Below are 21592 nucleotides of genomic sequence, written 5' to 3' on the forward strand. Positions count from 1 at the left end.
TGCACGCGTATGGACGTCACTGCAGCACGCGACGTGACGAGTCAGGTCCTCGACGAAGTCGGCCGTGCAGTCGTCGCCGAACAGGAGTTCTTCGAGACGGTGTTGCTCGGCGTCGTCGGCAAGGGCCACGTCCTGCTCGAGGACGTGCCCGGCACCGGCAAGACGCTCACCGCCCGGAGCGTGGCGACGGCGCTCGGCCTCTCGTTCTCCCGGGTCCAGTTCACACCCGACCTCCTGCCGGCGGACATCACCGGCACGCACGTGTTCGACGAGCAGACCCGCGAGTTCGAGTTCAACCGCGGCCCCATCTTCGCGAACGTGGTGCTGGCCGACGAGATAAACCGCGCGCCGCCGAAGACCCAGTCGGCCCTGCTGGAAGCGATGGAGGAGGGGCAGGTCACCGTCGACGGCGACACGTACGCCCTCCCGGAGCCGTTTTTCGTCATCGCGACGCAGAACCCCGTCGACATGGAGGGGACCTTCGAACTCCCCGAGGCACAGGTCGACCGGTTCCTCGCGAAGAGTTCAATCGGCTATCCCGACGACGAGGGCGAAGTCGAACTCCTCCGCCGGCGGGCCGGCCGGACCGACCAGAGCCCCAGCGTCGAAGCGGTACTGGACAGCGACCGGGTGGAAGCGCTGCGCACCGTCCCCGAGACGGTCACCGTCGACGACGACCTGCTGGCGTACATGGCCGGCATCGCTCGCTCGACCCGCGAGGACTACCGCGTCGAGGTGGGCGTCTCCCCGCGCGGGACCCAGCGCCTCTTCGAGGCGGCCCGCGCGATGGCGACCATCGAGGGCCGCGAGTTCGTCGCCCCGGACGACGTCAAACGGGTCGCCCAGCCGGTGTTGGCCCACCGGCTCGTCCTCACGCCGGACGCGCGCGTCGAGCAAGTCGAGAAACGCGACGTGCTGGCGGACGTACTGGGCGAGGTTCCCGTCCCGACGGTCTAGGGAGCGGCGCGGCCGGTCACTCCGCACCGGGTGTCTCGTCCGGGTCGCCGTAGCCGCCACCGCCGGGCGTCTCGACCCGGACGGTCGTTCCGGGCGGGACCTCCCTTGTCACCTTCGCGGGCACCGTTTCGCCGTCGATTTCGTTGCGTCCGCACGCCCCATCCGCACCGCCGGCCAGCCCCCACGGGGCCGTTCGGCGGCGCTCGGTCAACAGCGAGACGGTCGCGGCCGCCTCGACGGTGAGTTCGCGGACGAGGCCGTCGCCCCCGTGATGTCTGCCCGCGCCGCCGCTGCCCGCACGCAGACTGTACTCCTCGACGCGTAGCGGATAGGCTGCTTCGAGCGCCTCGACCGGCGTGTTCAGCGTGTTCGTCATCCCGACCTGCACGCCCGAGGGGCCGTCGGCGTCGACGCTCGCGCCCATCCCGCCGCCGACCGTCTCGTAGTAACTGAACCCCGGCCCGCCGACGACGACGTTGTTCATCGTCCCCTGTCCCGCCGCGGGCACGCGGTCGGGCACCGCCTCGGCCAGCGCCCGAAACACTACGTCGGTGACGCGCTGACTCGTCTCGACGTTGCCGCCGACCACCGCGGCCGGTGGCTGGGGGTTCAACAGCGACCCCGGCGGGGCGTGGACGCGCACGGGGTCGTAACACCCGCCGTTGGGCGGCACGTCGGGGTCGGTGACCGACCGGACGACGAAGTACACCGCGCTCTTTGCGACCGACAGCGGGGCGTTGACGTTGCCCTCGACCTGCGGGTCGGTGCCGGCGAAGTCCACGTCCAGCGTCGCCCCGTCGACGGTCACCGTCACCTCGATATGCACGTCGGCGTCGGTGACGCCGTCGCCCTCCAGTACGTCGCTGGCGGTGTAGGTGCCGTCCGGGAACTCGCGGAGTTCGGCCTCGACGCGCTGTCGGGAGTAGTCCCGAACGGCGTCGAACGCCGACAACAGGCGGTCGCCGTGGTCGGCCAGCAACTCCGTGACGCGCTCGGCCCCGCGTTCGTTCGCGCCGAGTTGCGCCCGGAGGTCGGCCCGCCGTTCGGCCGGGTTGCGGACGTTCGCTTCGAGGAGGGTCCAGACGCCATCTCGTCGCTCGCCGCCGGCGACGAGTCTCGTCGGCGGGATGCGCAGGCCCTCCTGCTGGATGTCACGCGCGCCCGCGGGCATACTCCCGGGTGCCATCCCGCCCACGTCGGCGTGGTGAGCCCGGGAGACGGCGTAACCGACGACGTCGTCGTCGGGGACGATCGGTGAGACGAGGGTCACGTCCGGGAGGTGCGTTCCGCCGGCAAAGGGGTCGTTCAGGACGAACACGTCACCGGGTTCCGGGTCCCGGTCGAGGACGGCGTCGACGGCCTCGGGCATCGCGCCGAGGTGGACCGGGATGTGTTCGGCCTGTGCCACGAGTTCGCCGTCGGCGTCGAACAGCGCCGTCGAGCAGTCCCGGCGCTCGGTGATGTTCGGGGAGAACGCGCCCCGAATCAGCACCTGTCCCATCTCCTCGGCGACGCTCTCTAGCTGGTTGCGCAGGATTTCGAGTTCCACCGCGTCGAGGTCGTGGTCCGCTGTCTCGTCGGCAGTCATTCGTCACCCTCCAGTCGAAGCGTCCCGCGGTCGTCGGCACGGAGCGTCCAGTTCGGCGGCACGACGACGGTGCTCTCGCCGCCCTCGACGATGGCGGGGCCGTCACGCGTCGTTCCGGGACCGAGTGCCCCCCAGTCGAGGACCGGCGTCTCGTGCCACCGCTCACCGAACGATACGTCGCGGGTACCGGTCTGTGCGGGTCCGTCGCTCGCCGAGTGGGCTATCGGCGGCATCTCGTGGCCGACGGTGGCCGTCGCTCGCAGGGTGACCAGTTCGACGACGGCGTCGGGCAGACGGTAGCCGTGGGCCCGTTCGTGGGTCGCGTGGAAGCGCTCGCGGAGGGTCGCCCGGTCGAAGTCCTCGATTTCGACGCCGAGTTCGTGGCTCTGGCCGGCGTAGCGACAGTCGGCCTCGACGGTGACCGTCGCCGCCTCGGGGTCGCTCGTCTCGGCCAGCACCTCGGCTTCGAGGTCGTCGAGAACCGACGCGACGGCCGCTGGGTCGACCTCGTCGAGATGCGCCCGATAGGTCCGGACGGTGTCGTGTTGCTCGTCGGCCGCCAGCAAGCCCAGCGCCGAGAGGACGCCGCTGGCTCGGGGGACGACCACCGTGGAGACGCCAAGCCGGTCGGCGAGTGCCGCCGCGTGCATCGGGCCGGCGCCGCCGAACGCCGCCATCGCGAACTCGCGGGGGTCGTGACCGCGTTCGGCCGTGACGCTCCGGATGGTTCGGGTCATCGTCGCGTTGGCGACGCGGTAGACGCCGCGAGCGGCCGCCAGCGGATCGTCGAGGCCCGCCTCGGTCGCGAGGTCGGCGAGCGCGTCCCGCGCCGCGTCGACGTCGAGTTCGAGCGCCGCTCCGAGCGTCGTGTCGGCACCGAGATACCCCAACAGGAGCGCCGCGTCGGTGACCGTCGGGTCGGTACCGCCCTTCCCGTAGCAGGCCGGGCCGGGGTCGGCCCCCGCCGATTGGGGGCCCACGCGGAGCGCGCCGCCAGCGTCGACCCACGCGAGTGAGCCGCCGCCGGCACCGACCGTCTCGACGTCGACCATCGGGACCCGGACGGGACGGCCGCCCACGTCCGCCTGCGTGGTCCGCTCCACCTCGCCCTCGCGAACGAGCGAGACGTCGCTGGAGGTCCCACCCATGTCGAAGGTCACGAGGCCGTCGGCGTCGTCCGGTTCGAAGGCGCTCGCGCCGACGACGCCGGCCGCCGGACCCGAGAGCGCCGTCGTCACCGCATGTCGGCGGACTGTGTCGGCGTCGGCGATGCCGCCGTTCGACTGCATCACCCGCGGTTCGGGAAGGCCTCGGTCGGTCGCGCCGTCGACCAGTCGACCGAGGTAGTCGTCGATGACCGGCGTGACGAACGCGTCGGCCACCGTGGTCGCGGTGCGTTCGTACTCTCGGAACGCGGCCAGTACCTCGTGACTGGCCGACACCGGCACGTCGAGTTCCTCGCGGAGTCCCTCGGCGGCCCGCCGTTCGTTCCCGGGGTGGGCGTAGGCGTGGAGGAACGACACCGCAACCGCGTCGGCGTCGATATCGGCGGCGAGGTCCCGGACCGCACGCTCGTCGACGGCCGTCTCGATACCGTCGGTGGTCGCCCGTTCGGCGAGTTCGTACCGACGTTCGGCGGGAACGAACGGGTCGGGGCGGGCGACGGACTGGTCGTACAACTCCGGGCGGTCCTGTCGCCCGATAGCCAGTACGTCGCCAAAGCCCTCGGTGGTCACGAGCGCCGTCTCCGCGCCGTCTGCTTCCAGCAGCGCGTTCGTCGCCACGGTCATCGCGTGGCGGAACTGATCGACCTCGTCCGGGTCGACGCCGCCCGTCTCGCAGGCCGCGGCGACACCCGAGAGCACGCCCTCGTGCTGTGGGCTCGTCGTCGGTACTTTCGTCGTCGTCATCCCGTCTTCGGCGACGAGGACGACGTCGGTGAAGGTCCCCCCGACGTCGACGCCCAACCTGACCGAATCGTCCATACGTCGTCTCCGGACGCCGGGTGCAAAAACGTCGCCTAGTTCCAGGTCCAGTTCGAGTCCAGCGCGTAGCGGTAGAGCCCCGTCGCAGCGATGGCGATGGCGTTGGCGACCAGATACTCGATGCCGCCCCACGTCACCAGCGCGTACAGCGCGCCCAGTTGGAGCGGGATGGCCGTCCCGCGGACGAGGTTCGTCTTGCCCATCCCCACGAGATACTCCCGCATCGACGTGTGACGCGAGCGATGGAACGTCCACGCGTTGTTGAGGACGTACTGGAACAGGATGGTCACCTCGATGGCCACGAACGCGCTCAACAGGTAGTTGATGCGCCCGATGTCGACGAACACCCAGAGCAAGGCCGTCTGGATAGCCGCCGCTGTCAGGCCGACGAGGAAGAACCGAACGAGTCGCTGTCGTCGCGGCGAGGTGGCGACGGCGAACGACATGGAGCCCTATTTATAACCGAGTGCCTTTAAGCGTGCCGCTATTTCGTCAGACGTCTGTCCGTCATCGCCGGTCTCGTCGGCGTCTGCGGCGGTTTCGAGTCGGTCGACGTGGTCGGCGACGGCCGCCGAAAGTCGGTCGAGGACTGGCGGCGGCGCGGTGTCCGCGGTGGCTGTCGCACACAGGTTTCGCCGTTCATCCGGGTCCTCACGTCGGTCGTACAGTTCCCGGTGGCCCGACTCGGTGTGTTCGACGTACGTCCAGCGGGCGTCGCGGGCGCTCACGAGCAACTCGCCGTCGTCGAGACGGCGTGGAATCGGTTGGCTCGTCACGCTCTCGCCCCGCACCGCGACGGACACCACCGGACTTTGGGACTCGATGGTCTCGCCGTCCAGTGCCGGGGCGACCGACTCGCCCTCCCACGCGGGCGCGGGGTCGACGCCGAGCAGGTCACACACCGTCGGCGCGATGGTGTCGAGGCCGACTGGCTGGTGGACCGTCCCGCTCCCCCCGTCGGGATGGGTCACGACGTAGGGTACCTCGACGAGTTCGCCGTACAGTTTCGGGTAGTGCGCGAGGTGGCCGTGGTCTAGGAACTCCTCGCCGTGGTCGCCGGCGACGACGACGGCCGTCTCCTCGGCCAGTCCCTCGGCGTCCAGCGTGTCGAGCAGACGGCCGACGCTCGCGTCGACCTGCCTCACCGTCCCGTCGTACAGCGTCCGGAGGGTGCCCAGCGTTCGCTGGTCGACGTCCCACCCGAGGCCGGTCCGCAGGTGGGAACCGAGCATTCGGAACAGGCCGAAGTGGGTGTCAGATACCTCTCGGAGGTGTCGCGGCGCCGGGACGTAGGGCGTGTGTGTGTCCATGTAGTGTACCCAGAGAAAGAACCCGTCGTCGGGGACACCCTCGAGGAAGTCCGTAGCGTGCTGTTCTAAGTCACCCATACGCGAGACGTCTGCGAACGGGCGGGCGTCGGACTCACCGCGGAGGGCGGCGGCGGCCCGCCGGAAGGGAGACGTGCCGAGTTGGACCCACGCCTGCACCGTCGGGTGTGCCGCGAGGTACTTGCTGTACCCGCCGCTTTCGACGAACGGTTCGAACTCGTCGAAGCCGCGGTCGTACCCCCAGTGGTCCGTGAGGAAGCCGTTGGCGGCGTTGAACCCGCCGGTCTCGACGCCGGCCTCGGATAACTGTTCGGCGAGCGTCGGCGTCGATGCCACGCCGATGTCCGCTCCCTCGTCGAAGACCGGGCGAGATCCGTGAACGCTGGGGAACGAGAAGGGCGTCCAGTTGCCGTGTGCCATCGCGTTCTCGAAGACGACGCCGTCGTCGGCGAGTCCGTCCAGTACCGGAGAGACGCTGTCGTCGCCGCCCACCGCGTCGGCCCGAAGCGAGTCGACAGTGACGAGAACGACGTTTTCAACCTCGGCCGGCACCTACACCACTCCCATGGCTGTCCGCGCCGCGTCCGTTGACAAGGCCGAGTCAGGGCCGGTGTCGCGACCGCACCGTCGCGAATCGTGCATACGTTAGCAACTCGGTACGCGATACTGAAGGTTCTGGTTGCTGTGTCGCCACCGACGACGGAAAGAAGGTTCTCACGACCGCTCACCGGGTTTCGTGGGCCGGCCGCGTCTCATCGCTCCGTGTTTCAATCCGGATTTAACCTTCCAGCGGGGCTTTAGTACGGCCGTACTAACGAATCGGGTGCATGACAGCGAACTGCCCTCCAGACGCCGTCCGACCGCCGGACGGTGTCGGCCCGTCGAACCGCGATACAACCAGCAGGCGGGAGGTGCGCCGATGACGACCCGGGCGCTCACACTCGTCTGCCTCCTGCTTTCGGCGACAGTGGTCGGTATCGGCCCCGCGCTGGCCGACCAGAGCGCCACCGTCGACGACGGTAGCCTCCCGCTGGCCTCGGCCGAGCAACAGGTCGTCACCGGTGAGACGAGTATCGCGCCGGGTACCGAACTGACCGTCCGTCTCCGGTCGAACGACGCCGCGGCACCGTTCCTCCACCAGCAGACCGCCCGCGTCGCCGACGACGGCAGTTTCGCCGCCGTCTTCGACCTGAGCAACGTGGCGCCCAACACGTCCTACGAACTGACGATTCACTACGACGGGCAGACGCTCGCGGAACGCACCGAGACGCTAGTCGCCTGTGACGGCGACTGCACCGACACGGTTCCCGAGACCCCGACGCCGACGCCGGCCCCGAACGACGGGGTCGTTCAGGTGACCCAAGGTGAGGTCGCCGAGATTCCGGTCGCGATTGACGGCACGGAGACGGCGGTGTTCTCGCTCGGTGGCGACGATGTCAACTACCTCGTCAACGCGTCGCTGATCGACGGCGACGGCGACGGGACTGTGACGGTCCGATTCGACACCGCAAACGCCGGGACCGACGGCGAGACGCTGTCGGTGGCCGACGCCAGCGACTCGCTGATGGTCACCCGCGAGGAGACGGAACTCCCGTCGACGCTCGACCCCGCATCCTACGAGTACCGCGTCTTCTACGGCGACGGTACGGACGGCCGTGCGGACGACGTAGGCACGCTCCTCGTCGAAGCGAACGATACCGCCGAGGAGCAGTTCGCCGTCGACGACGGCCCCGAGTTCGGCTTCGAGCGAAGCGTCTACACGACGCGACAGGGCGGGACGGCCCGGCTGACCGTCGTCCTCGCCGACGCCGAGGCGGGGACGGTGTCCATCGGCGGCCGCGAGAGCGGGTACGAGATAAACGCGACCGTCCGCGACGGCGACGGCGACGGCACCGTGACGCTCCTGTTCGACACGGCGGCCGCCGGTCGGGACGGGACGACGCTTACGGCGGCCGCCGAGACCGACTCGGTGACGGTCGAACCCGGGTCGGAGGTAGCGCTGGACACGCGACTCGACGCGACCGAGTACGACCTCACGTTGTACCGGGGAGACGGCGCCACCGACGACGCGGCGGACATCGGTACCCTCTCGGTGCAGGCGAGCAACGAGACGACGAACGACCGCGCGACGGCCACCGTCGCCGACGGCCCCACGAACGGGGACGGCACGGAGTCCGGCTCCGGGATACCGCTCGAACCGGGGAGTCTCGCACTCGGTGCCGGCGGCCTCGTCGCCATCGTCGGCCTCGGCATCATCCTCCGGCCCCTGCTGTAGCCGGGCCGACCCAGCACTGTCGACAGTTTTTGCTCCGTTACCCGCCGAGAACGCACTCCTCGACTTCGACGGCCGGTGCGGTCAGTACGCGGCCGCGTCCTCCCGACGCAACACGAGCGCGACGACGGCCAAAACGACGAGACAGCCACAGAAGAAGAGCAATCCCGGTTCGGCAACTTCGAAGACGAACCACGCAAGCGACCCCGCCGGGTCGGTCTGGGGAGCGTTCGGGCTGGCCGGACCGAGGACGCCGTTCCCGCCGGCAGGGTTGGCGAGTCGTTCGGCCCCCCACTGGACGAACAGACTCGCGAGGCCCAGCAAACCGAGGCCGGCGACCACGTCGGTCAACGACTGCTGGAGGCGGGGCCGCAAGTCGCGGTTCCCCACCAGTACGATGGGGTCGCTGGCGGGGCCGTAGACGGTCATCTCGTTGCCCTTCTCGGAGTAGACGGTGTCGATAGATTCGACGAGCCCTGCCGCTTCGAGATTCGAGATGTGGTAGTGGACGTTCTGGACGGACGTATCACAGCGGCGCGCTATCTCGGACGCCGTGCCCGGCTGGTCGAACAGGGTCCGAAACAGCGCACGGGCCGTGTCCGAGGAGAGGGCGTCCAACACCTCGTCGGTGTCTGCCTCGTCTACGTCCAACACGCGCGGTCGCTCGTCGGGCGACCCCGTCCGCTCCTGTATCCGGTCGATGAGTCCCGACATGTCTCTACTACGGTGTGACGGAGCCACCACTATAGCCGTTCGGCTGGCTTAAAATCGCGTTTAACCGCCGGCCGTCTCGTTCTCGGCGGCCCCGACAGCGCCCCGCGGGTCGGCGAGGCCGTGTCCCGAGGCGTAGTCGACCCCCGGCGGGCCGACGTCCCGAGCAGTCAGTTCCAGCAGGAGTTCGACGTGGCGCGGCGACAGCGACCCGTCCGCATCGAGCATGAGCGCCGCCACCGCGCCGACGTAGGGGGCCGCCGCGGAGGACCCGACGAACCCGTTTTCGGTCAGGCCGGCAAAGCGACGGTCCGGCGCCACCACGTCGACGCCGGGCCGCCCGTCCAGCGTCGGCCCCCGGGAACTGAACGGTTCGACGCGCTCGACCCGCGTATCGTAGGCGCCGACGGTGACCACGCCACGTGCGGTGCCCGGGGCGACGACGCTCCCGGAGGGCCGCGCCTGCGAGAACTCGTGAGTCGGCGAGACGAGGCGGAGACGGGCGCCGGTCGGGTCGGCGGGGCCTCGGACGACGAGGAAGTACCGACCCGGCGAGACGTCGGCGACGATGCGTTCGTTGGGAACGTCGTCACCGGGATACGGCTGTGATCGGGCGACCAGTCGAGTCGCCGTCCCGTTCGTCCAGTACAGTTCGGCCGTGTAGTCCTCGTCGGCGTGGGCGCGGTCCCACGAGAGCCAGACGGTCACGTCCGTCCCGCCGCCGATGGCGGTACGTCGAACGGGCGACTCGCCGTCCTCGCCGCCGAACAACACCGTGCCGTTCGCGGTACCCGCGGCGTCGTAGGTACCCCGCCAGTGCGAGGCCGCGAGGTTGCCCGCCGGTGCGACGAACACCGTCCCCGCATCGGTCGCTCGTTGGGCGATGCGCGCGGCCTCGCCCGTGCCGTCACCGGGGTGGCCGTAGAACGACACCGGCGCGACGACGACGTCGACGCCCGCCCGTCTGAGCCACCGTACGGCCCGCCGATAGCTGTCGATGCCGTCGACGCGGGCGAGATAGAGCGTCGCGTCCGGCGCCGTCCGGGCGACCACCGTCGCCGCCGCCGTGCCGTGGCCGGTCTGGCCGCCGTCGACGGACCCGGTCCCGAACGCGCGGGCCGCCCGCACGGAGCGAGTCAGCGGCGGTCGGTCCGTGTCGAACCCGGTGACGTCGACGACGCCGACGGTGACGTTCTCGCCGGTCAGCCCGCGGTCGTGGAGACTGACGAACCCCCGGCCACCGTCGGGCTGCTCGCCGGCCTCGGTCGGCACAGTCGCGGCGGGCCGCTCGGACGGGGGCGGCGTCGGACTGGCCGGCGTCGTCGTCGCGAGCGCTCCCAGTGCGCCCGTGAGCGCGACCACCGCGAGTACGGCCACGGCGAGTGCGACCCGCCGGTCAGCCATCGGCCACCTCCACGTCGGCCCGCATATCGGGAACCCAACCGGGACGTGACACCCTGACGCCCCCAGTTCGTGCCAGCCGGTAACTGTACGAGCGAATCCGAGTCTGGCGGCCCCACTTGTTCCGCTCGACGGTGACCAGCGTCGCCGAGAAGGCCGTCACCCGGCCCTCGCCGGTCACGACGGCCTGTGCTTCGTACCGGACCGTATCTGCCTCTCGCGGGTCGCCGCCCGGGGTGGCGTAGGTGGTCGTCGTGAGGACGTACCGCTCGGGCGTGCCGGATTCGATAGCGGCGACGTGGTACCGCCCGGTCGCGAGCCAGCGTTCGAGGCGGGCCGTGCGGTACCGGGCTGTCGGCCCCATCCCGTCGGTGCGGCCGGTCCGGCCGCCGACGACGTACCGGAACCCGCGTCCCCCGACAATCCATCGCTCGACGCGCTGTTCGTCTCCGTCACCGGCCGTGACGGCGCGCCGCCAGAGCGTGCCGTTCCCGTCGGTCAGCGTCCGCGTTCGAACGGTTCGGTTCGACTCGCCCGGCACGCTACTCCGATGGGTCCACGTCGTCGCGAGGTCGACGCCGACGCCGTCGAGCGACCGTTCGTGGGCGCGGACGAGCGCCGTCGCGTTGACGATGCCGCCGTCGACGCCCGGTGGGGCCTGTCCGGCCGTCGCGACGCTCCCCGTGTCAGAGGCACCGACGCCGAAGCCGACACAGCCGGCGGAGACGACGAGCAGACCGACGATCACCACCCGAAGCAACGCCATCGACGGGGGTTCGGCCCCCGGTACCTAATGTCCACGGCAGACTCAAAGCAGATTTGTAGTGTCGTGTCGCGGCCGATAGCTTTAGGCAGCCCCGCTCGAAGTGCCACGACGATGCCCTCCACAACCCGCCGCGCGTTCCTCGGAGCGACAGCCGCCGGACTCGCCGGTCTCGCCGGCTGTGGCTCGCTCGGGTCGAGCGAACCGACCGTCGAGTTGACGCTCCACGTCGACCGCCTCGACCGCCCGCTGGCAGCGACGTTGCTCTGGACCCCGCCCGAGCGCGCCGCCGACCACCCTGTCCAGCGGACCCGACGTCGAGCGGTGGCTGCCGCCGTCGACGGCGAGCGGGTCAGCATCTACGGGTACGGCGTCGTCCCCGACGGCGAGTACGTCGAGCACGATGGCCGCTACTACCTCCTGCACGACGTGATTACCGGCAGCGAACGCATCGAGCGGTCGGTGCTGCGTCTGTCGTGGGTCGGCCGCGTCGACTCCGAAGAGACGCCCGAGGGGACGCCGCGAGAGGCCCTGCCGGAGTACGACCAGAACGCGGTGATGCCGGCGTTCTTCGCGGCCAGAGCCGAAGAACACGGCGGCGGCGCCCCGTGGGACTTCATCGAACAGGGTGGGTTCGTCTATCGCCACCTCGACGAGGTCGAGAGCGAACTGGCACCCGACCCCGAACACGAGTACGTCGCCGTCCACGGGACGGTGCTGAAAGTCACGGTGGCACAGGAGACACTCGTCGAACCCGAACACACGGGGTTCGCGACGGAGGTGGCCGACAGCGCCGCAGCGTTCGACGACGTCGCCGACGCCGCCACCGTGGAACGCCGTCTCGCGCCCGACGACCTCGGCCCCGACGTGCGGGACCTGTTCGAGCGCGTCCGGGGACTGGAACGGTACAGCGAGACGATGCCGCTCTCGGACACCTTCGAGTCGCTGGTCGAGACACTTCGGATGCGCGACGCGCTCGACTGTACACCGGAGAACTGCCGTCCGAGGATGTACGAGACGGAGTATCTCGCCTACGACGGCGAGTACTACGACTGCGCGCTCTACACGAACGTCACCGAGTAGGGCCGTCGCCCGTCTCGCTCGCGAGTTCGCGCAACCGCCGTAGCCGAGCGCCCGTCGGGGGATGGGTGGCGAAGGCCCGCGAACGGAGGCGGCGGAGCGCCGCGAGGATGCCGTGGTCCGTCGACGGTTCGGCGAGGGCGACGGCGGCGACCGCTCAGGTCGGATTCGGCTCGTAGGACGGCCCCACGCGGAGGTCCAGCGTTCGCTCGGCCACCGAGACGTCGAGGGTCTCGTGTTCGGCGAGTTCGCCGTCGCGGCTGAACGTCACTGGGTCGCCGTGGCCGTCGATGGAAACGTCCCGTGCGCGGACGTGCGTGACGCCCTCGGTGTCCCGAGCGAGCAGTCGGTGGCCGATGGCTTCGGCGACGAGGTTGCCGGCCGGCATCCGCTCGACGATGGCGACGTCCAGCAGGCCATCCTCCATGTCGGCCTGCCCGCCGCGTTCGACGAACTTCCGGGCGTTGCCGACGAGGAGACAGGTCGCCTCGCCGGACCACGTGAACGGCCCCTCCTCGCCGACGGCCTCGATAGAGAGGTCCAACCCGTCGAACTCAAGAGCCTCCTGCGTGCCGGTGATGAGGAACGCGAGCGTCCCGAACCGACCCTTCAGGTCGCCGGAGGTGGCGACGCTGGCGTCGGCCGGGAGGCCGGCGATACAGGAGACGAGGAACGGTTCGCCGTCGGCGACGCCGACGTCGACCGAGCGGGTCTCGCCGGTGTCGGCGACCTCGACGCCGTGCTGGAGGTCCGTGACGCCGATGGTCCCCGCGAGCAGGTTCGCCGTCCCGGCGGGGACGACGCTCAGCGTCACCTCGTCGAGGTGGTCGGCGTCGTGGAGACCCCGAAGCACCTCGTTGATTGTGCCGTCGCCGCCGCAGACAGCGACTTCGGAGACGCCGTCCGCGCCTGCTGTCCGGCCGAACTCGACGGCGTCGCCGGCACCCTGCGTCTCCTCGACGGCGAACCCGCGGGCCCGCATCAACCGTTCGACGTAGTCGGCGTGTTCCCCGTCACCGCTGACGGGGTTGACGATACACCGTCGGGACCCGACTTGCATACCCGGACACAGAGGCCTATCGCACTTAGGTATCTGGTTCTCGGCCAATCCGAGACCGAAGGCACAGCCGACACCCCGTCCGTACCAACTGAAGAACAGAGATGAGCGACCTCCGACTCCGGCCGCTCACCCTGATCTCACGAGGGGGCGTTGTCGCGGTCGGCGGCCTGCTACCGACCGAGGTTGATCACGCCGACGAGTTCGTCGGCCGGAATCCGTCGGTCTTGGAACCGCGACCGCTCGACGCGCCGCGGCAGGCGGGCCACTGCACGCAGTAGCACACAGTGTCCCGAAAGCGTTCGGCCGACCATCAGGACAGGTCGAACTTCTCGGCGGCGGTCTGCATGTCCTTGTCCCCGCGGCCACAGAGGTTGACGAGGATGGTGTCGTGGCGGTCCTCCTCGGCGAGTTTTATCGCGAGTGCGATGGCGTGGCTGGGTTCGAGCGCCGGGACGATGCCCTCGGCCTCGCTCAGCTCACGGAACGCGGCGAGCGCTTCCTCGTCCGTGATACCGTGGTACACCGCCCGGCCGAGCGACTGGAGGGCGGCGTGTTCCGGGCCGACGGCCGGGTAGTCGAGGCCGGCACTGACGGAGTGGTTCTCGGTGTCCTCGTCGATGACGCGGGTCTTCATCCCCTGAAAAATCCGGGGGTCGTCGTGCTTCGTCGCCGACAGCGGCGCGGAGTGCTGGCCGGAGTCGAGTCCCTTGCCCGCCGGTTCCGCGCCGTACAGCGCCACGTCGTCCTGTTTGAACGCGTGGAACAGGCCAATAGCGTTCGACCCGCCGCCGACGCAGGCGACGCAGGCGTCGGGCAGGTCGCCGTGTAGCTCCTGTATCTGCTCGCGGGCCTCGCGTCCGATGACCGACTGGAACTCCCGGACCATCCGCGGAAACGGGTCGGGACCGACGGCGCTCCCGACGAGGTAGTGCGTCTCCTCGGTGTGTGCGACTAAGTCCTCCATCGCGGCGTCGACGGCCTCCGCGAGGCCCTCGTTGCCTCGTGTGACTTCCTCGACGTCGGCCCCCATCAGGCGCATGCGGAAGACGTTCATCTCCTGTCGCTGCATATCGCGCCGGCCCATGTACACAGTCGTATCGAGGTCCAGCAACGCGCCGACCATCGCCGTCGCGGTACCGTGCTGGCCGGCCCCCGTCTCCGCGATGAGGCGCTCCTTCCCGGCCTTTTTCGCCAGCAACGCCTGTCCGAGCGTGTTGTTGAGTTTGTGCGCGCCGCCGTGGAGCAGGTCCTCGTGCTTGAAGTAGATGTTCGCGTCGTAGCGCTCGCTCAACGTCTCGGCGTGGAACACCGGCGTCGGCCGGCCGCCGAAGTGCTCCAACAGAGAGTCCAGTTCCTCGCGGAACGACTCGTCGTCGCGCACCTCCTCGAACGCCGCCGCCAGTTCCGCGAGCGGTTCTTCCAGCGGTTCCGGGACGTGTCGGCCACCGAACTCCTCGAACGCTCCGGGTGTGGACATGTGACGTACTGACAGCGCATCTCGCTAAAATCTACTGCCGATTCTGGGCCGGCCGTGAGGATCCGAACGGCTGGTGTGCCCGCGGGAGCGAGCGCGAACGGTCGCGACCGTCCCGCTATCGCTCGTGGCCCGCCCGCGCCAGTCGATGGGCACGCTCGTTCTCCCCGCGCTCGACTGCCCGGTAGGTGACGACCGGCACGTCGGCGACACACTCGTGGATGGCGTCCACGCGGCGGCGAACGACGCGGTCACTCGGGGTCGCCGCCGCCGTCGGGTCCACCGCCCGGAGCACCGCGTCGGCGTCGCCGTGGACGTGCAGCGACGTGACCGTCGTCGGGTACGCTTCGACGGCCCGCACGGCCTCCAGCAATGCCCGGTACTCGAGATGCGCACTGGAGACGAACGCGTCGACGGCCAGCGACCGCTCGATGACCGTCGTCGTCCCGTCCTCGACGAGGAACCCGACCGCCGCAGACGTGGGCGTACCGTCGTCGGACCCGTACAGCACGCTCGCGTCGAAGTACAGCAAGAGCGAAGGACTGGTGGGTGACCTGTCGGCCGGTGGCACAGCCACGTCTCCGACCGACCGCACAAAAGTCCCGTCGGTCGCCGTAGTCAGCCCTCCGAGGCCGTTTGGCGTCGACGACGGGTCGTCGGTGTCGATACCGACGGCGAAGAACGGCGAGATGCCGGGGACGGTGTCGAGGTCCGGCGGGATAGGGACGACAACGCAGCCACCGAACCAGACGAAGAGAGGACTCACGATGACGGCGAGGACGACGATCCGGGAGCGCCGTCGCATCCGGGACTGTGCGCGTTGGATTCGCTACACGACCGCTGGATACGGCGCTGTGTCTACACAGTAATACTACGGATACAGCGGCGTCGGTCGACCGCTACTCCCCGCCCCACTCGTCCCTTCCCCGCCTCCCCGTCCCGTCGTTGACCCACGTCTGCACGGCCTCTCGCGAGCCGTCACGGTACGTCGGATACGTCGGTCCGCAGTCGACGTCGCGTCGGAACTGCGCTGCCGTCGTAGGCATCAGTTGCGAGAGGACGGTTGCGGCCGGTTTGCCCACGGAGAACCACACGAACCGCCGGGACACGACCGGGCGACGGTGCATCGAGGCGGTCCGCGAAGCGCTCGAAGTCGTCGACGCCGGCCACCCGTTCCCCGTCGACGACGTGATAGAGCAGAGGCAATCGGCTGTGCCCCGAGTACCGCCGCCGAACACCTCTAGAGAGCTGAGTCGAAGCTACTGAGATCGGTGCGTGACGGCCGATAGATCGTGTGACGGCCACGGAGCAGCGAGACACCGGTCAGTTCGTCGCGGCACCCCACGCAGAGAGCCACCCGTCGAGGTTGCCGCTCACGAACAGCAACACCAGAAACGACGGGATGAGCCCGATGAGACCGGCCGCCGCCAGCAGGTTCGGGTACGCCAGCGCCCAGAACGGGTTGTAGATGTTGTAGATTTCGAGTTGAACGGTCGTCTCGACGGCGCCGTCGCCGACGGTCATGAAAAGCGTAAAGAACTGCTCGGTGTAGGCGGCCACGAAGACGAGGGTGGCGACGCTGACGATGCCGGGCCGTACCAGTGGGACGACGACCCGCCACAGTGCCTGCACCCGCGTCGCACCGGCTATCCGTGCGGCGTCCTCGAGGTCGTCGGGTATTCCGGCAAAGAACACCGTGAGGAGGCCAAGAGAGAGCGGCATCGCGAACGCGCTGATGGGCAAGACGACGGCCGCCGGCGTCTGGTACACCGTCGGTGCGCTCTCCGAGAGCCCCGGTATCGGGGTTACGAAGAGTTCGTACAGCGGTATCGCTATCGACTGAGGCGGGAACACAGCGAGAAAGAGGACGGCGGCAAACAGCGGCCGGCGGCCGGGGAACTCGAGTCGGCCGAACGCGTAGGCGGCGGGCACCGCGACACAGAGTACCAGTCCCGTCGTCAACAGGGCGATGCCCAGACTGTTCGCGAAGGCCAGTACCCAGTCGACGCGACGGAACGCCATCGCGAACCCCTCGGAGGACACCGCCGGCGGCACGACGCCGACGTGGCCCCAGACGAGGTAATGCGGCGTCAACGCGGTGACGAGCAGCCAGTATATCGGGAACAGCGTCACGAGGAGTGACGCACCGAGCGCGGCGCGGAAGCACAGTCGATAGAAGGTGCCACGGTATCGGCCACCGAGCCTCGCGAGCCGTGTACCGGCGACCAGGTCCGAGTCGTCGGTCTCATCGTCTGCGAGCGGCGCTGTGGAGGACGACGGAGGCATGTACGCCCACAGCACCCCACGATATTTAATACCACACCGTCCCGGACGGCCCGAATCGCCAGCGACGCCTAGCGGTCGAGTTGCGGCCCGGGTTTCCAGGTGTTCCCTTCGAGGACGACGAGGTCGTAGCGTTCGAGGACCTGCATGGCGTCGACGACGGCCTCCGCGTCGAAGGCCGCGTTCATGTCGGCGGGCAACTGCTCGGCGATAGCGCTGCGAGTGCCGCCGTCGATTCGAACGACCGTCTCCAGCAGCGTCTCGAAGTCGGCCAACACCGGCGTCAGGGAGACGCCGCCGGAGGTATCGGTTTCGAGTTTCGATATGACCTCTTCGTAGCTCCCGGTAATCTCCATCGAGACGGAGACGGTCTCGTCGTCGGTGTCGGTTTCGCCGTCGGTGTCGGGTTCGTCTGCCATTACCTGTGTAGTGTGCGGGCTATCAGAAATACGTTGTCGTATCTCGCGTATCTGGCGAGGAGTGGATTCATTTACCGACAGAGCGACCGGATAAGTCGCCGAATCGCTCGAAGCGGTCGTAGAATCGGTGGCATCTCCGCCGCAGGCACTGGGCGGCTGTCGCCGAGAATCGGGCACCGACACGCCCGGGGGTCGACGGCCTCGATAGATCGAGCGCACCGTATCGCCCGCCACAGCGGTGCGTACCCGTCTCTTTTTAGTCGGCGGTCGACACCCACCGGTATGGACTTTCCCGATCGCGACGACGTCGACCACCTCATCGACGCCCAGTCACTCCCGCCGTTCGCGCGGGTCCGGTACGAACCGGCGACCGAGACGGTCTCGGACCCCGCCAGAGCGACGCAGGACGAACTCGCTACGCTCGCACTCGACGACTTACGCGACGGCGCCACCGTCGCCGTCGGCGTCGGCAGTCGCGGCATCCACGCCATCGACGACATCACAGAAGCCGTCGTCGCCTCGCTCGCCGAGCGCGGGTTCGACCCCGTCCTCGTCCCTGCGATGGGGAGCCACGGCGGTGCGACGGCCGACGGACAGCGGGAGGTGCTGAAATCACTGGACATCACCGAAGAGCGAATGGGCGCGCCGATAGACGCCCGGATGGACGTCGAACAGGTGGGGACCGTGACCGTCGGCGACACGGAGATGCCGGTCCACGTCTCGGCCGCGGCGCTGGCGGCCGACGCCGTCCTCGTCGTCAACCGCGTCAAAGCCCACACGAACTTCACCGGGCCGATAGAGAGCGGCCTGACGAAGATGACCGTCGTCGGACTGGGCAAGCAACGGGGGGCGAAGGCGTTTCACTCGACGGCCATCGAGGAGGGATACGTCGAGACGCTGGAACCCGCGCTCTCGGTCATCACGGAGGCCGCACCGCTGCTGGGCGGCGTCGCCGTCGTCGAGAACTTCGAGGAGGAGATAGCCGCCGTCGAGGCCGTCCCCGCCGAATCGTTCGTCGACCGCGAACCCGAACTGCTGGAACTGGCGAACGAGGAGATGCCGACCCTGCCCGTCGACGAGATTGATCTGCTGGTCGTGGACGAACTCGGCAAGGAAGTGTCCGGCGCCGGGATGGACACCAACGTCATCGGCCGCTACCGCGTCCTCAACGCCCCGGACCCCGAGGACCCGTCTATCAAACTCATCTACGCCCGCGGCCTCACCGAGGCGACGAAGGGCAACGGCAACGGCATCGGCCTCGCCGACCTGACCCGTGAGGCGGCCGTCGACCAACTCGACCTGCAGAAGACCTACGCGAACGCCTTCACCAGCGGATCGCTCGCGAAGGCGAAACTCCCGGTCGTCACACCGGACGACGAGTTCGCCATCCGGACGGCCCTCTCGGCACTCGGCGGGTACGACCCCGATACTGTCCGTATCCTCTGGATACAGAACACCGAAGACCTCTCGGAGTTGTCCGTCTCCGAGGCCGTCGTCCCGGACCTGCCCGACGCCGCGACGGTCGTCGACCGGGAATCGCTGACGTTCGAGGACGGGACGGCCGCTTTCAGGGAGTCGTAGGGTCGGCAGTCACCGCTGGCCCAGCTATTTGTGGCGACGACGCGAGACGGGAGACATGAGCGGGTACGACGACGTCAGCTACGCCGTGGCCGACGGCATCGCGACGATCACCATCGAGCGCCCCGACGTGTACAACGCGTTCACCCGGACCACCGTCCTCGAACTCAACGACGCCGCCCGCACCGCCGAGGCCGACGAGGGCGTCTACGCGGCGGTCCTGACCGGCGCCGGCGACGGCTTCTGCTCGGGCGCGGACACGACAGAGATGCCCGATTGGGACCAGCAGTCACCCGAGGAGTACGGCGCCTACCTCTGGCTCATCCAGCAGTTCGTCTGGCGTCTCCGGACGATGGCGACACCCACCATCGCGGCCGTGAACGGCCCCGCTATCGGGGCTGGCTGTGACTTCGCGTTGGCCTGTGACCTGCGCGTCGTCGGCGAGGAGGGCGTCATGCGCGAGGGATTCGTCGACGTCGGACTGGTGCCCGGCGACGGCGGCGCGTGGCTCCTGCCTCGTCTCGTCGGCGAGTCCAAAGCCCGCGAGTACCTCCTGACAGGCCGTGACATCACACCCGAGGACGCCGTGGACATCGGGCTGGCCGTCGAGCGTGCCGACGACGCGCTGACGGCCGCGGACGACCTCGCTGCCGAGATCCGGGACAAACCCGCGACGGCGGTCCAGCACACGAACCGCCTGGTCGACCCACAGCAGAGCTTCGACGAGTACTGTCGGCAAGCGACGGAGTACCAGTGGGACTGCGTGATCGACGACGAACACAGGGAAGCGGTCGCGGCGTTCAACGAGGGGCGAGAACCCGACTTCGACCGCGCGTACGACGACTGAGACGGCAGGGACTACCGCTTCGAGACGGCCGGGAGGCCGTCGTCTTTCAGCGCTCTGGCGACGGTGTTCAACTGCATCTCGTCGGTGCCGGCGGCGATGCGCCGCCCGCGAGCGAGGCGGTAGAGGTATTCGAGCGGATGGCCCTGCTGGTAGGCGCGGGCGCCGACTATCTGGACGGCTTCGCTGACGACGGCCTCGACCATCCGCGAGCAGTGGAGCTTCGCCGTCGACGTCTGGAGGCGGGACGGGGGTTGGCCGTGGCCCGCGGCACCCGCGGCGGCCTGATACACTAGCGCGGCGGCCGTCTCGACCTGCCGATACATCTCCGCGAGTTTCCACTCGATACCCTGAAAGTCGCCGATGGGGTGGCCGAACTGCTCGCGCTCGCTCGCGTACGCTAGCGCCCGTTCCAACGCTGCCTCGGCCCACGCCACCGTCAGGGCCGAACTGCCCAGTCGCTCCCAGTTGAGCGCGACCAGCTGTTCTTTGAACGCGTCCTCTCCGCGGGTGAGGACGTGGCTCTCCGGGACGACCACGTCGTCGATGGTGAAGTGCGTCTGGGCGTAGCCGGCCATGTTCGTGTACACCTCCTCGATTTCGACGCCGGGGTCGTCGTACGGGATGACCACCGAGCCCAGTCCCTCGGGGAACCGGACCCACGTCACCGCGGCGTCGCCGAACGGGACGCCGCCGACCCACGTCTTCTCGCCGTTGCAGACCAACTGGCCGCCCTCCTCTGTGACTTCCGTCGTCATCGACGCCACGTCCGAGCCGGCCTCGGGTTCAGAGATGGCGATGGAGACGAAGCTCTCGCCCGCCGTAACGTCGGGGAGGTAGGCCTCCTTGACGGCGTCGGACCCGAAGCGGTCGATGGCTCGCGGGCCGACGACGCTCTGCATGTAGGTGAACCACCCGGTGTCTGGACACTCGCGACCGACCGCTTCCGTCAGGAGCAACGCCGCCACGTCTGACCGGCCCTGTCCGCCGTACGCCTCGTCGATAGACGGGCAGTAGAGCCCTTCCTCGGCCAGTCGCCGGAGGTTCGCCCACGGGGGGTCGCCGCCCCACGTGTAGGCGTCGTCGGCGAACTCGGCGGCGACCGATTCGGCGCGCTCGGCGAACGCGCGCTGGTCCGTGCTAAACGTTCCCATCGTTCCGTCTTCAGGCGGCCACGAGATAAATCTCGTCCCGGAACGGCAGGCGGGCGAGGTTCGTACACCAAGATACATTACATACGAGTGTAACTCTCCGGTATGGGCGACGCGACGACCGGCACCGAGGGCGGTTCGTCGACGGGACAGTTCACCCTCGACACTGTTCTCGCGGTGTTCGACGACCGGTCGGACCCCGCTCGGCCGCTGACAGCCAACGACGTGATGGAGGCGGTGGACTGTTCGCGGCGGACGGCCCACAACAAACTCAACGAACTCGTCGAACAGGGCCGACTCGCGACGCGGAAAGTCGGGGCTCGCGGCCGCGTCTGGTGGGTCCCCATGGAGACGCCACACACCGGTGACCCGACCGCACAGCACGAACAGGCCCCGCCGGTACGGCGCGAAATCGCCAGCGTCGACCTGCCCGGGTCGGGCGACCGACTGGCGGAGCGGCGGGACGCGCTCCGCGCGGCCTACGACTACCTCAACGAGAACCCGGACGCCTCCGAGACGGAGGTCATCACCGAGGTGTTCCCGGACCATCCGGCCGGCTACGACACGGCCGACAAGTGGTGGGACGTCATCAAACCGGCACTCAAGGAACTGCCGGACGTCGACGTCGCCACCGACCCGGAACACGTCTGGCACTACATCGGTGGCTGAGTGAATAGTTCAACCCCCGGCCCTCGCGG

At 69.0% G+C, this 21592-nt stretch carries 20 protein-coding genes; 7 read left to right on the forward strand and 13 right to left on the reverse strand.

From position 1 onward, the window contains the following. Nucleotides 1–9 precede the first annotated feature (9 nt). A complete protein-coding gene (locus NDI85_RS07085; protein WP_310915349.1) occupies nt 10–957 on the forward strand; it encodes a MoxR family ATPase in 948 nt (315 codons plus the stop codon). A 16-nt stretch (nt 958–973) separates the two neighbouring features. On the opposite strand, the gene NDI85_RS07090 is transcribed toward NDI85_RS07085, so the two are convergent. Genes NDI85_RS07090 through NDI85_RS07105 form a run of 4 tightly spaced genes read right to left on the reverse strand, consistent with a single transcriptional unit; the run spans nt 974 to nt 6410 of the window. Beyond that, the gene (locus tag NDI85_RS07090) at nt 974–2545 is read right to left on the reverse strand and encodes a hydantoinase B/oxoprolinase family protein (protein ID WP_310915350.1); all 1572 of its coding nucleotides are present in this window, start codon (nt 2543–2545) and stop codon (nt 974–976) included. Further along, the gene (locus NDI85_RS07095) at nt 2542–4530 is read right to left on the reverse strand and encodes a hydantoinase/oxoprolinase family protein (protein WP_310915351.1); all 1989 of its coding nucleotides are present in this window, start codon (nt 4528–4530) and stop codon (nt 2542–2544) included. Before NDI85_RS07095 ends, NDI85_RS07090 begins: the two co-directional genes overlap by 4 nt. A gap of 35 nt (nt 4531–4565) precedes the next feature. Continuing rightward, nucleotides 4566–4976 carry a GtrA family protein gene (locus NDI85_RS07100; RefSeq protein ID WP_310915352.1) on the reverse strand — a complete coding sequence of 137 codons (411 nt, stop codon included), beginning with the start codon at nt 4974–4976 and terminating at the stop codon, nt 4566–4568. Nucleotides 4977–4982: 6 nt separating this feature from the next. Then, nucleotides 4983–6410 (reverse strand): sulfatase, encoded by a 1428-nt coding sequence (locus NDI85_RS07105; protein ID WP_310915353.1) that lies wholly within the window; start codon nt 6408–6410, stop codon nt 4983–4985. Between the two features lie 367 nt (nt 6411–6777). Between NDI85_RS07105 and NDI85_RS07110 the strand changes: the two genes are divergently transcribed. Beyond that, complete coding sequence (locus NDI85_RS07110) at nt 6778–8133, forward strand: BGTF surface domain-containing protein (RefSeq protein WP_310915354.1); 1356 nt, start codon at nt 6778–6780, stop codon at nt 8131–8133. An 81-nt stretch (nt 8134–8214) separates the two neighbouring features. On the opposite strand, the gene NDI85_RS07115 is transcribed toward NDI85_RS07110, so the two are convergent. Genes NDI85_RS07115 through NDI85_RS07125 form a run of 3 tightly spaced genes read right to left on the reverse strand, consistent with a single transcriptional unit; the run spans nt 8215 to nt 11008 of the window. After that, entirely contained in the window at nt 8215–8844 is a 630-nt protein-coding gene (locus tag NDI85_RS07115; RefSeq protein WP_189001295.1) for a helix-turn-helix domain-containing protein, read from the reverse strand. A 60-nt stretch (nt 8845–8904) separates the two neighbouring features. Further along, complete coding sequence (locus tag NDI85_RS07120) at nt 8905–10245, reverse strand: S8 family serine peptidase (protein WP_310915355.1); 1341 nt, start codon at nt 10243–10245, stop codon at nt 8905–8907. Then, entirely contained in the window at nt 10238–11008 is a 771-nt protein-coding gene (locus tag NDI85_RS07125) for a hypothetical protein (RefSeq protein ID WP_310915356.1), read from the reverse strand. The genes NDI85_RS07120 and NDI85_RS07125 overlap by 8 nt, the downstream gene beginning before the upstream one ends. 111 nt (nt 11009–11119) lie before the next feature. Here NDI85_RS07125 and NDI85_RS07130 point away from each other — a divergent pair, with 111 nt between their 5' ends. Continuing rightward, a complete protein-coding gene (locus NDI85_RS07130; protein ID WP_310915358.1) occupies nt 11120–12088 on the forward strand; it encodes a hypothetical protein in 969 nt (322 codons plus the stop codon). 154 nt (nt 12089–12242) lie between these two features. On the opposite strand, the gene NDI85_RS07135 is transcribed toward NDI85_RS07130, so the two are convergent. The 3 genes from NDI85_RS07135 to NDI85_RS07145 all read right to left on the reverse strand — a co-directional run bounded on the left by NDI85_RS07135 (nt 12243) and on the right by NDI85_RS07145 (nt 15424). Beyond that, nucleotides 12243–13145 (reverse strand): diacylglycerol kinase family protein, encoded by a 903-nt coding sequence (locus NDI85_RS07135; RefSeq protein WP_189001287.1) that lies wholly within the window; start codon nt 13143–13145, stop codon nt 12243–12245. A gap of 310 nt (nt 13146–13455) precedes the next feature. Then, nucleotides 13456–14622 (reverse strand): tryptophan synthase subunit beta, encoded by a 1167-nt coding sequence (trpB, locus tag NDI85_RS07140; protein ID WP_310915359.1) that lies wholly within the window; start codon nt 14620–14622, stop codon nt 13456–13458. 115 nt (nt 14623–14737) lie between these two features. Then, nucleotides 14738–15424 (reverse strand): hypothetical protein, encoded by a 687-nt coding sequence (locus tag NDI85_RS07145; protein WP_310915360.1) that lies wholly within the window; start codon nt 15422–15424, stop codon nt 14738–14740. Nucleotides 15425–15693: 269 nt separating this feature from the next. On the opposite strand from NDI85_RS07145, the gene NDI85_RS07150 reads away from it, so the two are divergent. After that, a complete protein-coding gene (locus NDI85_RS07150) occupies nt 15694–15885 on the forward strand; it encodes a hypothetical protein (protein ID WP_189001280.1) in 192 nt (63 codons plus the stop codon). Between the two features lie 57 nt (nt 15886–15942). Here the strand turns inward: NDI85_RS07150 and NDI85_RS07155 are convergent, their stop codons facing one another. Together NDI85_RS07155 and NDI85_RS07160 are read right to left on the reverse strand one after the other, a co-directional pair. After that, nucleotides 15943–16905 carry a carbohydrate ABC transporter permease gene (locus NDI85_RS07155; protein WP_310915361.1) on the reverse strand — a complete coding sequence of 321 codons (963 nt, stop codon included), beginning with the start codon at nt 16903–16905 and terminating at the stop codon, nt 15943–15945. A 68-nt stretch (nt 16906–16973) separates the two neighbouring features. Then, nucleotides 16974–17321 (reverse strand): hypothetical protein, encoded by a 348-nt coding sequence (locus tag NDI85_RS07160; RefSeq protein WP_189001276.1) that lies wholly within the window; start codon nt 17319–17321, stop codon nt 16974–16976. 282 nt (nt 17322–17603) lie between these two features. On the opposite strand from NDI85_RS07160, the gene NDI85_RS07165 reads away from it, so the two are divergent. Both NDI85_RS07165 and NDI85_RS07170 read left to right on the forward strand, forming a co-directional pair. After that, the gene (locus tag NDI85_RS07165; protein WP_310915362.1) at nt 17604–18902 is read left to right on the forward strand and encodes a DUF362 domain-containing protein; all 1299 of its coding nucleotides are present in this window, start codon (nt 17604–17606) and stop codon (nt 18900–18902) included. A gap of 55 nt (nt 18903–18957) precedes the next feature. Then, nucleotides 18958–19746 carry an enoyl-CoA hydratase/isomerase family protein gene (locus NDI85_RS07170; RefSeq protein WP_189001273.1) on the forward strand — a complete coding sequence of 263 codons (789 nt, stop codon included), beginning with the start codon at nt 18958–18960 and terminating at the stop codon, nt 19744–19746. Nucleotides 19747–19757: 11 nt separating this feature from the next. On the opposite strand, the gene NDI85_RS07175 is transcribed toward NDI85_RS07170, so the two are convergent. Further along, nucleotides 19758–20897, reverse strand: a complete 1140-nt coding sequence (locus tag NDI85_RS07175) for an acyl-CoA dehydrogenase family protein (RefSeq protein WP_310915363.1) — start codon at nt 20895–20897, stop codon at nt 19758–19760. A gap of 102 nt (nt 20898–20999) precedes the next feature. On the opposite strand from NDI85_RS07175, the gene NDI85_RS07180 reads away from it, so the two are divergent. After that, nucleotides 21000–21563, forward strand: coding sequence for an ArsR family transcriptional regulator (locus NDI85_RS07180; RefSeq protein WP_310915364.1), 564 nt, complete (start codon nt 21000–21002; stop codon nt 21561–21563). Nucleotides 21564–21592: the final 29 nt, after the last annotated feature.

Origin of the sequence: Haloarcula sp. S1AR25-4 (genome assembly GCF_031624555.1) — an archaeon.
In the GTDB taxonomy this organism is placed as follows: Archaea; Halobacteriota; Halobacteria; order Halobacteriales; family Haloarculaceae; genus Haloarcula; species Haloarcula pellucida.

Coding starts and splice junctions, on each gene's coding strand:
- NDI85_RS07095 (WP_310915351.1), bottom strand. CDS start 4,530: ATGGACGATTCGGTCAGGTTGGGCGTCGACGTCGGGGGGACCTTCACC.
- NDI85_RS07100 (WP_310915352.1), bottom strand. CDS start 4,976: ATGTCGTTCGCCGTCGCCACCTCGCCGCGACGACAGCGACTCGTTCGG.
- NDI85_RS07090 (WP_310915350.1), bottom strand. CDS start 2,545: ATGACTGCCGACGAGACAGCGGACCACGACCTCGACGCGGTGGAACTC.
- NDI85_RS07175 (WP_310915363.1), bottom strand. CDS start 20,897: ATGGGAACGTTTAGCACGGACCAGCGCGCGTTCGCCGAGCGCGCCGAA.
- NDI85_RS07160 (WP_189001276.1), bottom strand. CDS start 17,321: ATGGCAGACGAACCCGACACCGACGGCGAAACCGACACCGACGACGAG.
- NDI85_RS07155 (WP_310915361.1), bottom strand. CDS start 16,905: ATGCCTCCGTCGTCCTCCACAGCGCCGCTCGCAGACGATGAGACCGAC.
- trpB (WP_310915359.1), bottom strand. CDS start 14,622: ATGTCCACACCCGGAGCGTTCGAGGAGTTCGGTGGCCGACACGTCCCG.
- NDI85_RS07085 (WP_310915349.1), top strand. CDS start 10: ATGGACGTCACTGCAGCACGCGACGTGACGAGTCAGGTCCTCGACGAA.
- NDI85_RS07170 (WP_189001273.1), top strand. CDS start 18,958: ATGAGCGGGTACGACGACGTCAGCTACGCCGTGGCCGACGGCATCGCG.
- NDI85_RS07120 (WP_310915355.1), bottom strand. CDS start 10,245: ATGGCTGACCGGCGGGTCGCACTCGCCGTGGCCGTACTCGCGGTGGTC.
- NDI85_RS07130 (WP_310915358.1), top strand. CDS start 11,120: ATGCCCTCCACAACCCGCCGCGCGTTCCTCGGAGCGACAGCCGCCGGA.
- NDI85_RS07115 (WP_189001295.1), bottom strand. CDS start 8,844: ATGTCGGGACTCATCGACCGGATACAGGAGCGGACGGGGTCGCCCGAC.
- NDI85_RS07125 (WP_310915356.1), bottom strand. CDS start 11,008: ATGGCGTTGCTTCGGGTGGTGATCGTCGGTCTGCTCGTCGTCTCCGCC.
- NDI85_RS07165 (WP_310915362.1), top strand. CDS start 17,604: ATGGACTTTCCCGATCGCGACGACGTCGACCACCTCATCGACGCCCAG.
- NDI85_RS07135 (WP_189001287.1), bottom strand. CDS start 13,145: ATGCAAGTCGGGTCCCGACGGTGTATCGTCAACCCCGTCAGCGGTGAC.
- NDI85_RS07145 (WP_310915360.1), bottom strand. CDS start 15,424: ATGCGACGGCGCTCCCGGATCGTCGTCCTCGCCGTCATCGTGAGTCCT.
- NDI85_RS07110 (WP_310915354.1), top strand. CDS start 6,778: ATGACGACCCGGGCGCTCACACTCGTCTGCCTCCTGCTTTCGGCGACA.
- NDI85_RS07180 (WP_310915364.1), top strand. CDS start 21,000: ATGGGCGACGCGACGACCGGCACCGAGGGCGGTTCGTCGACGGGACAG.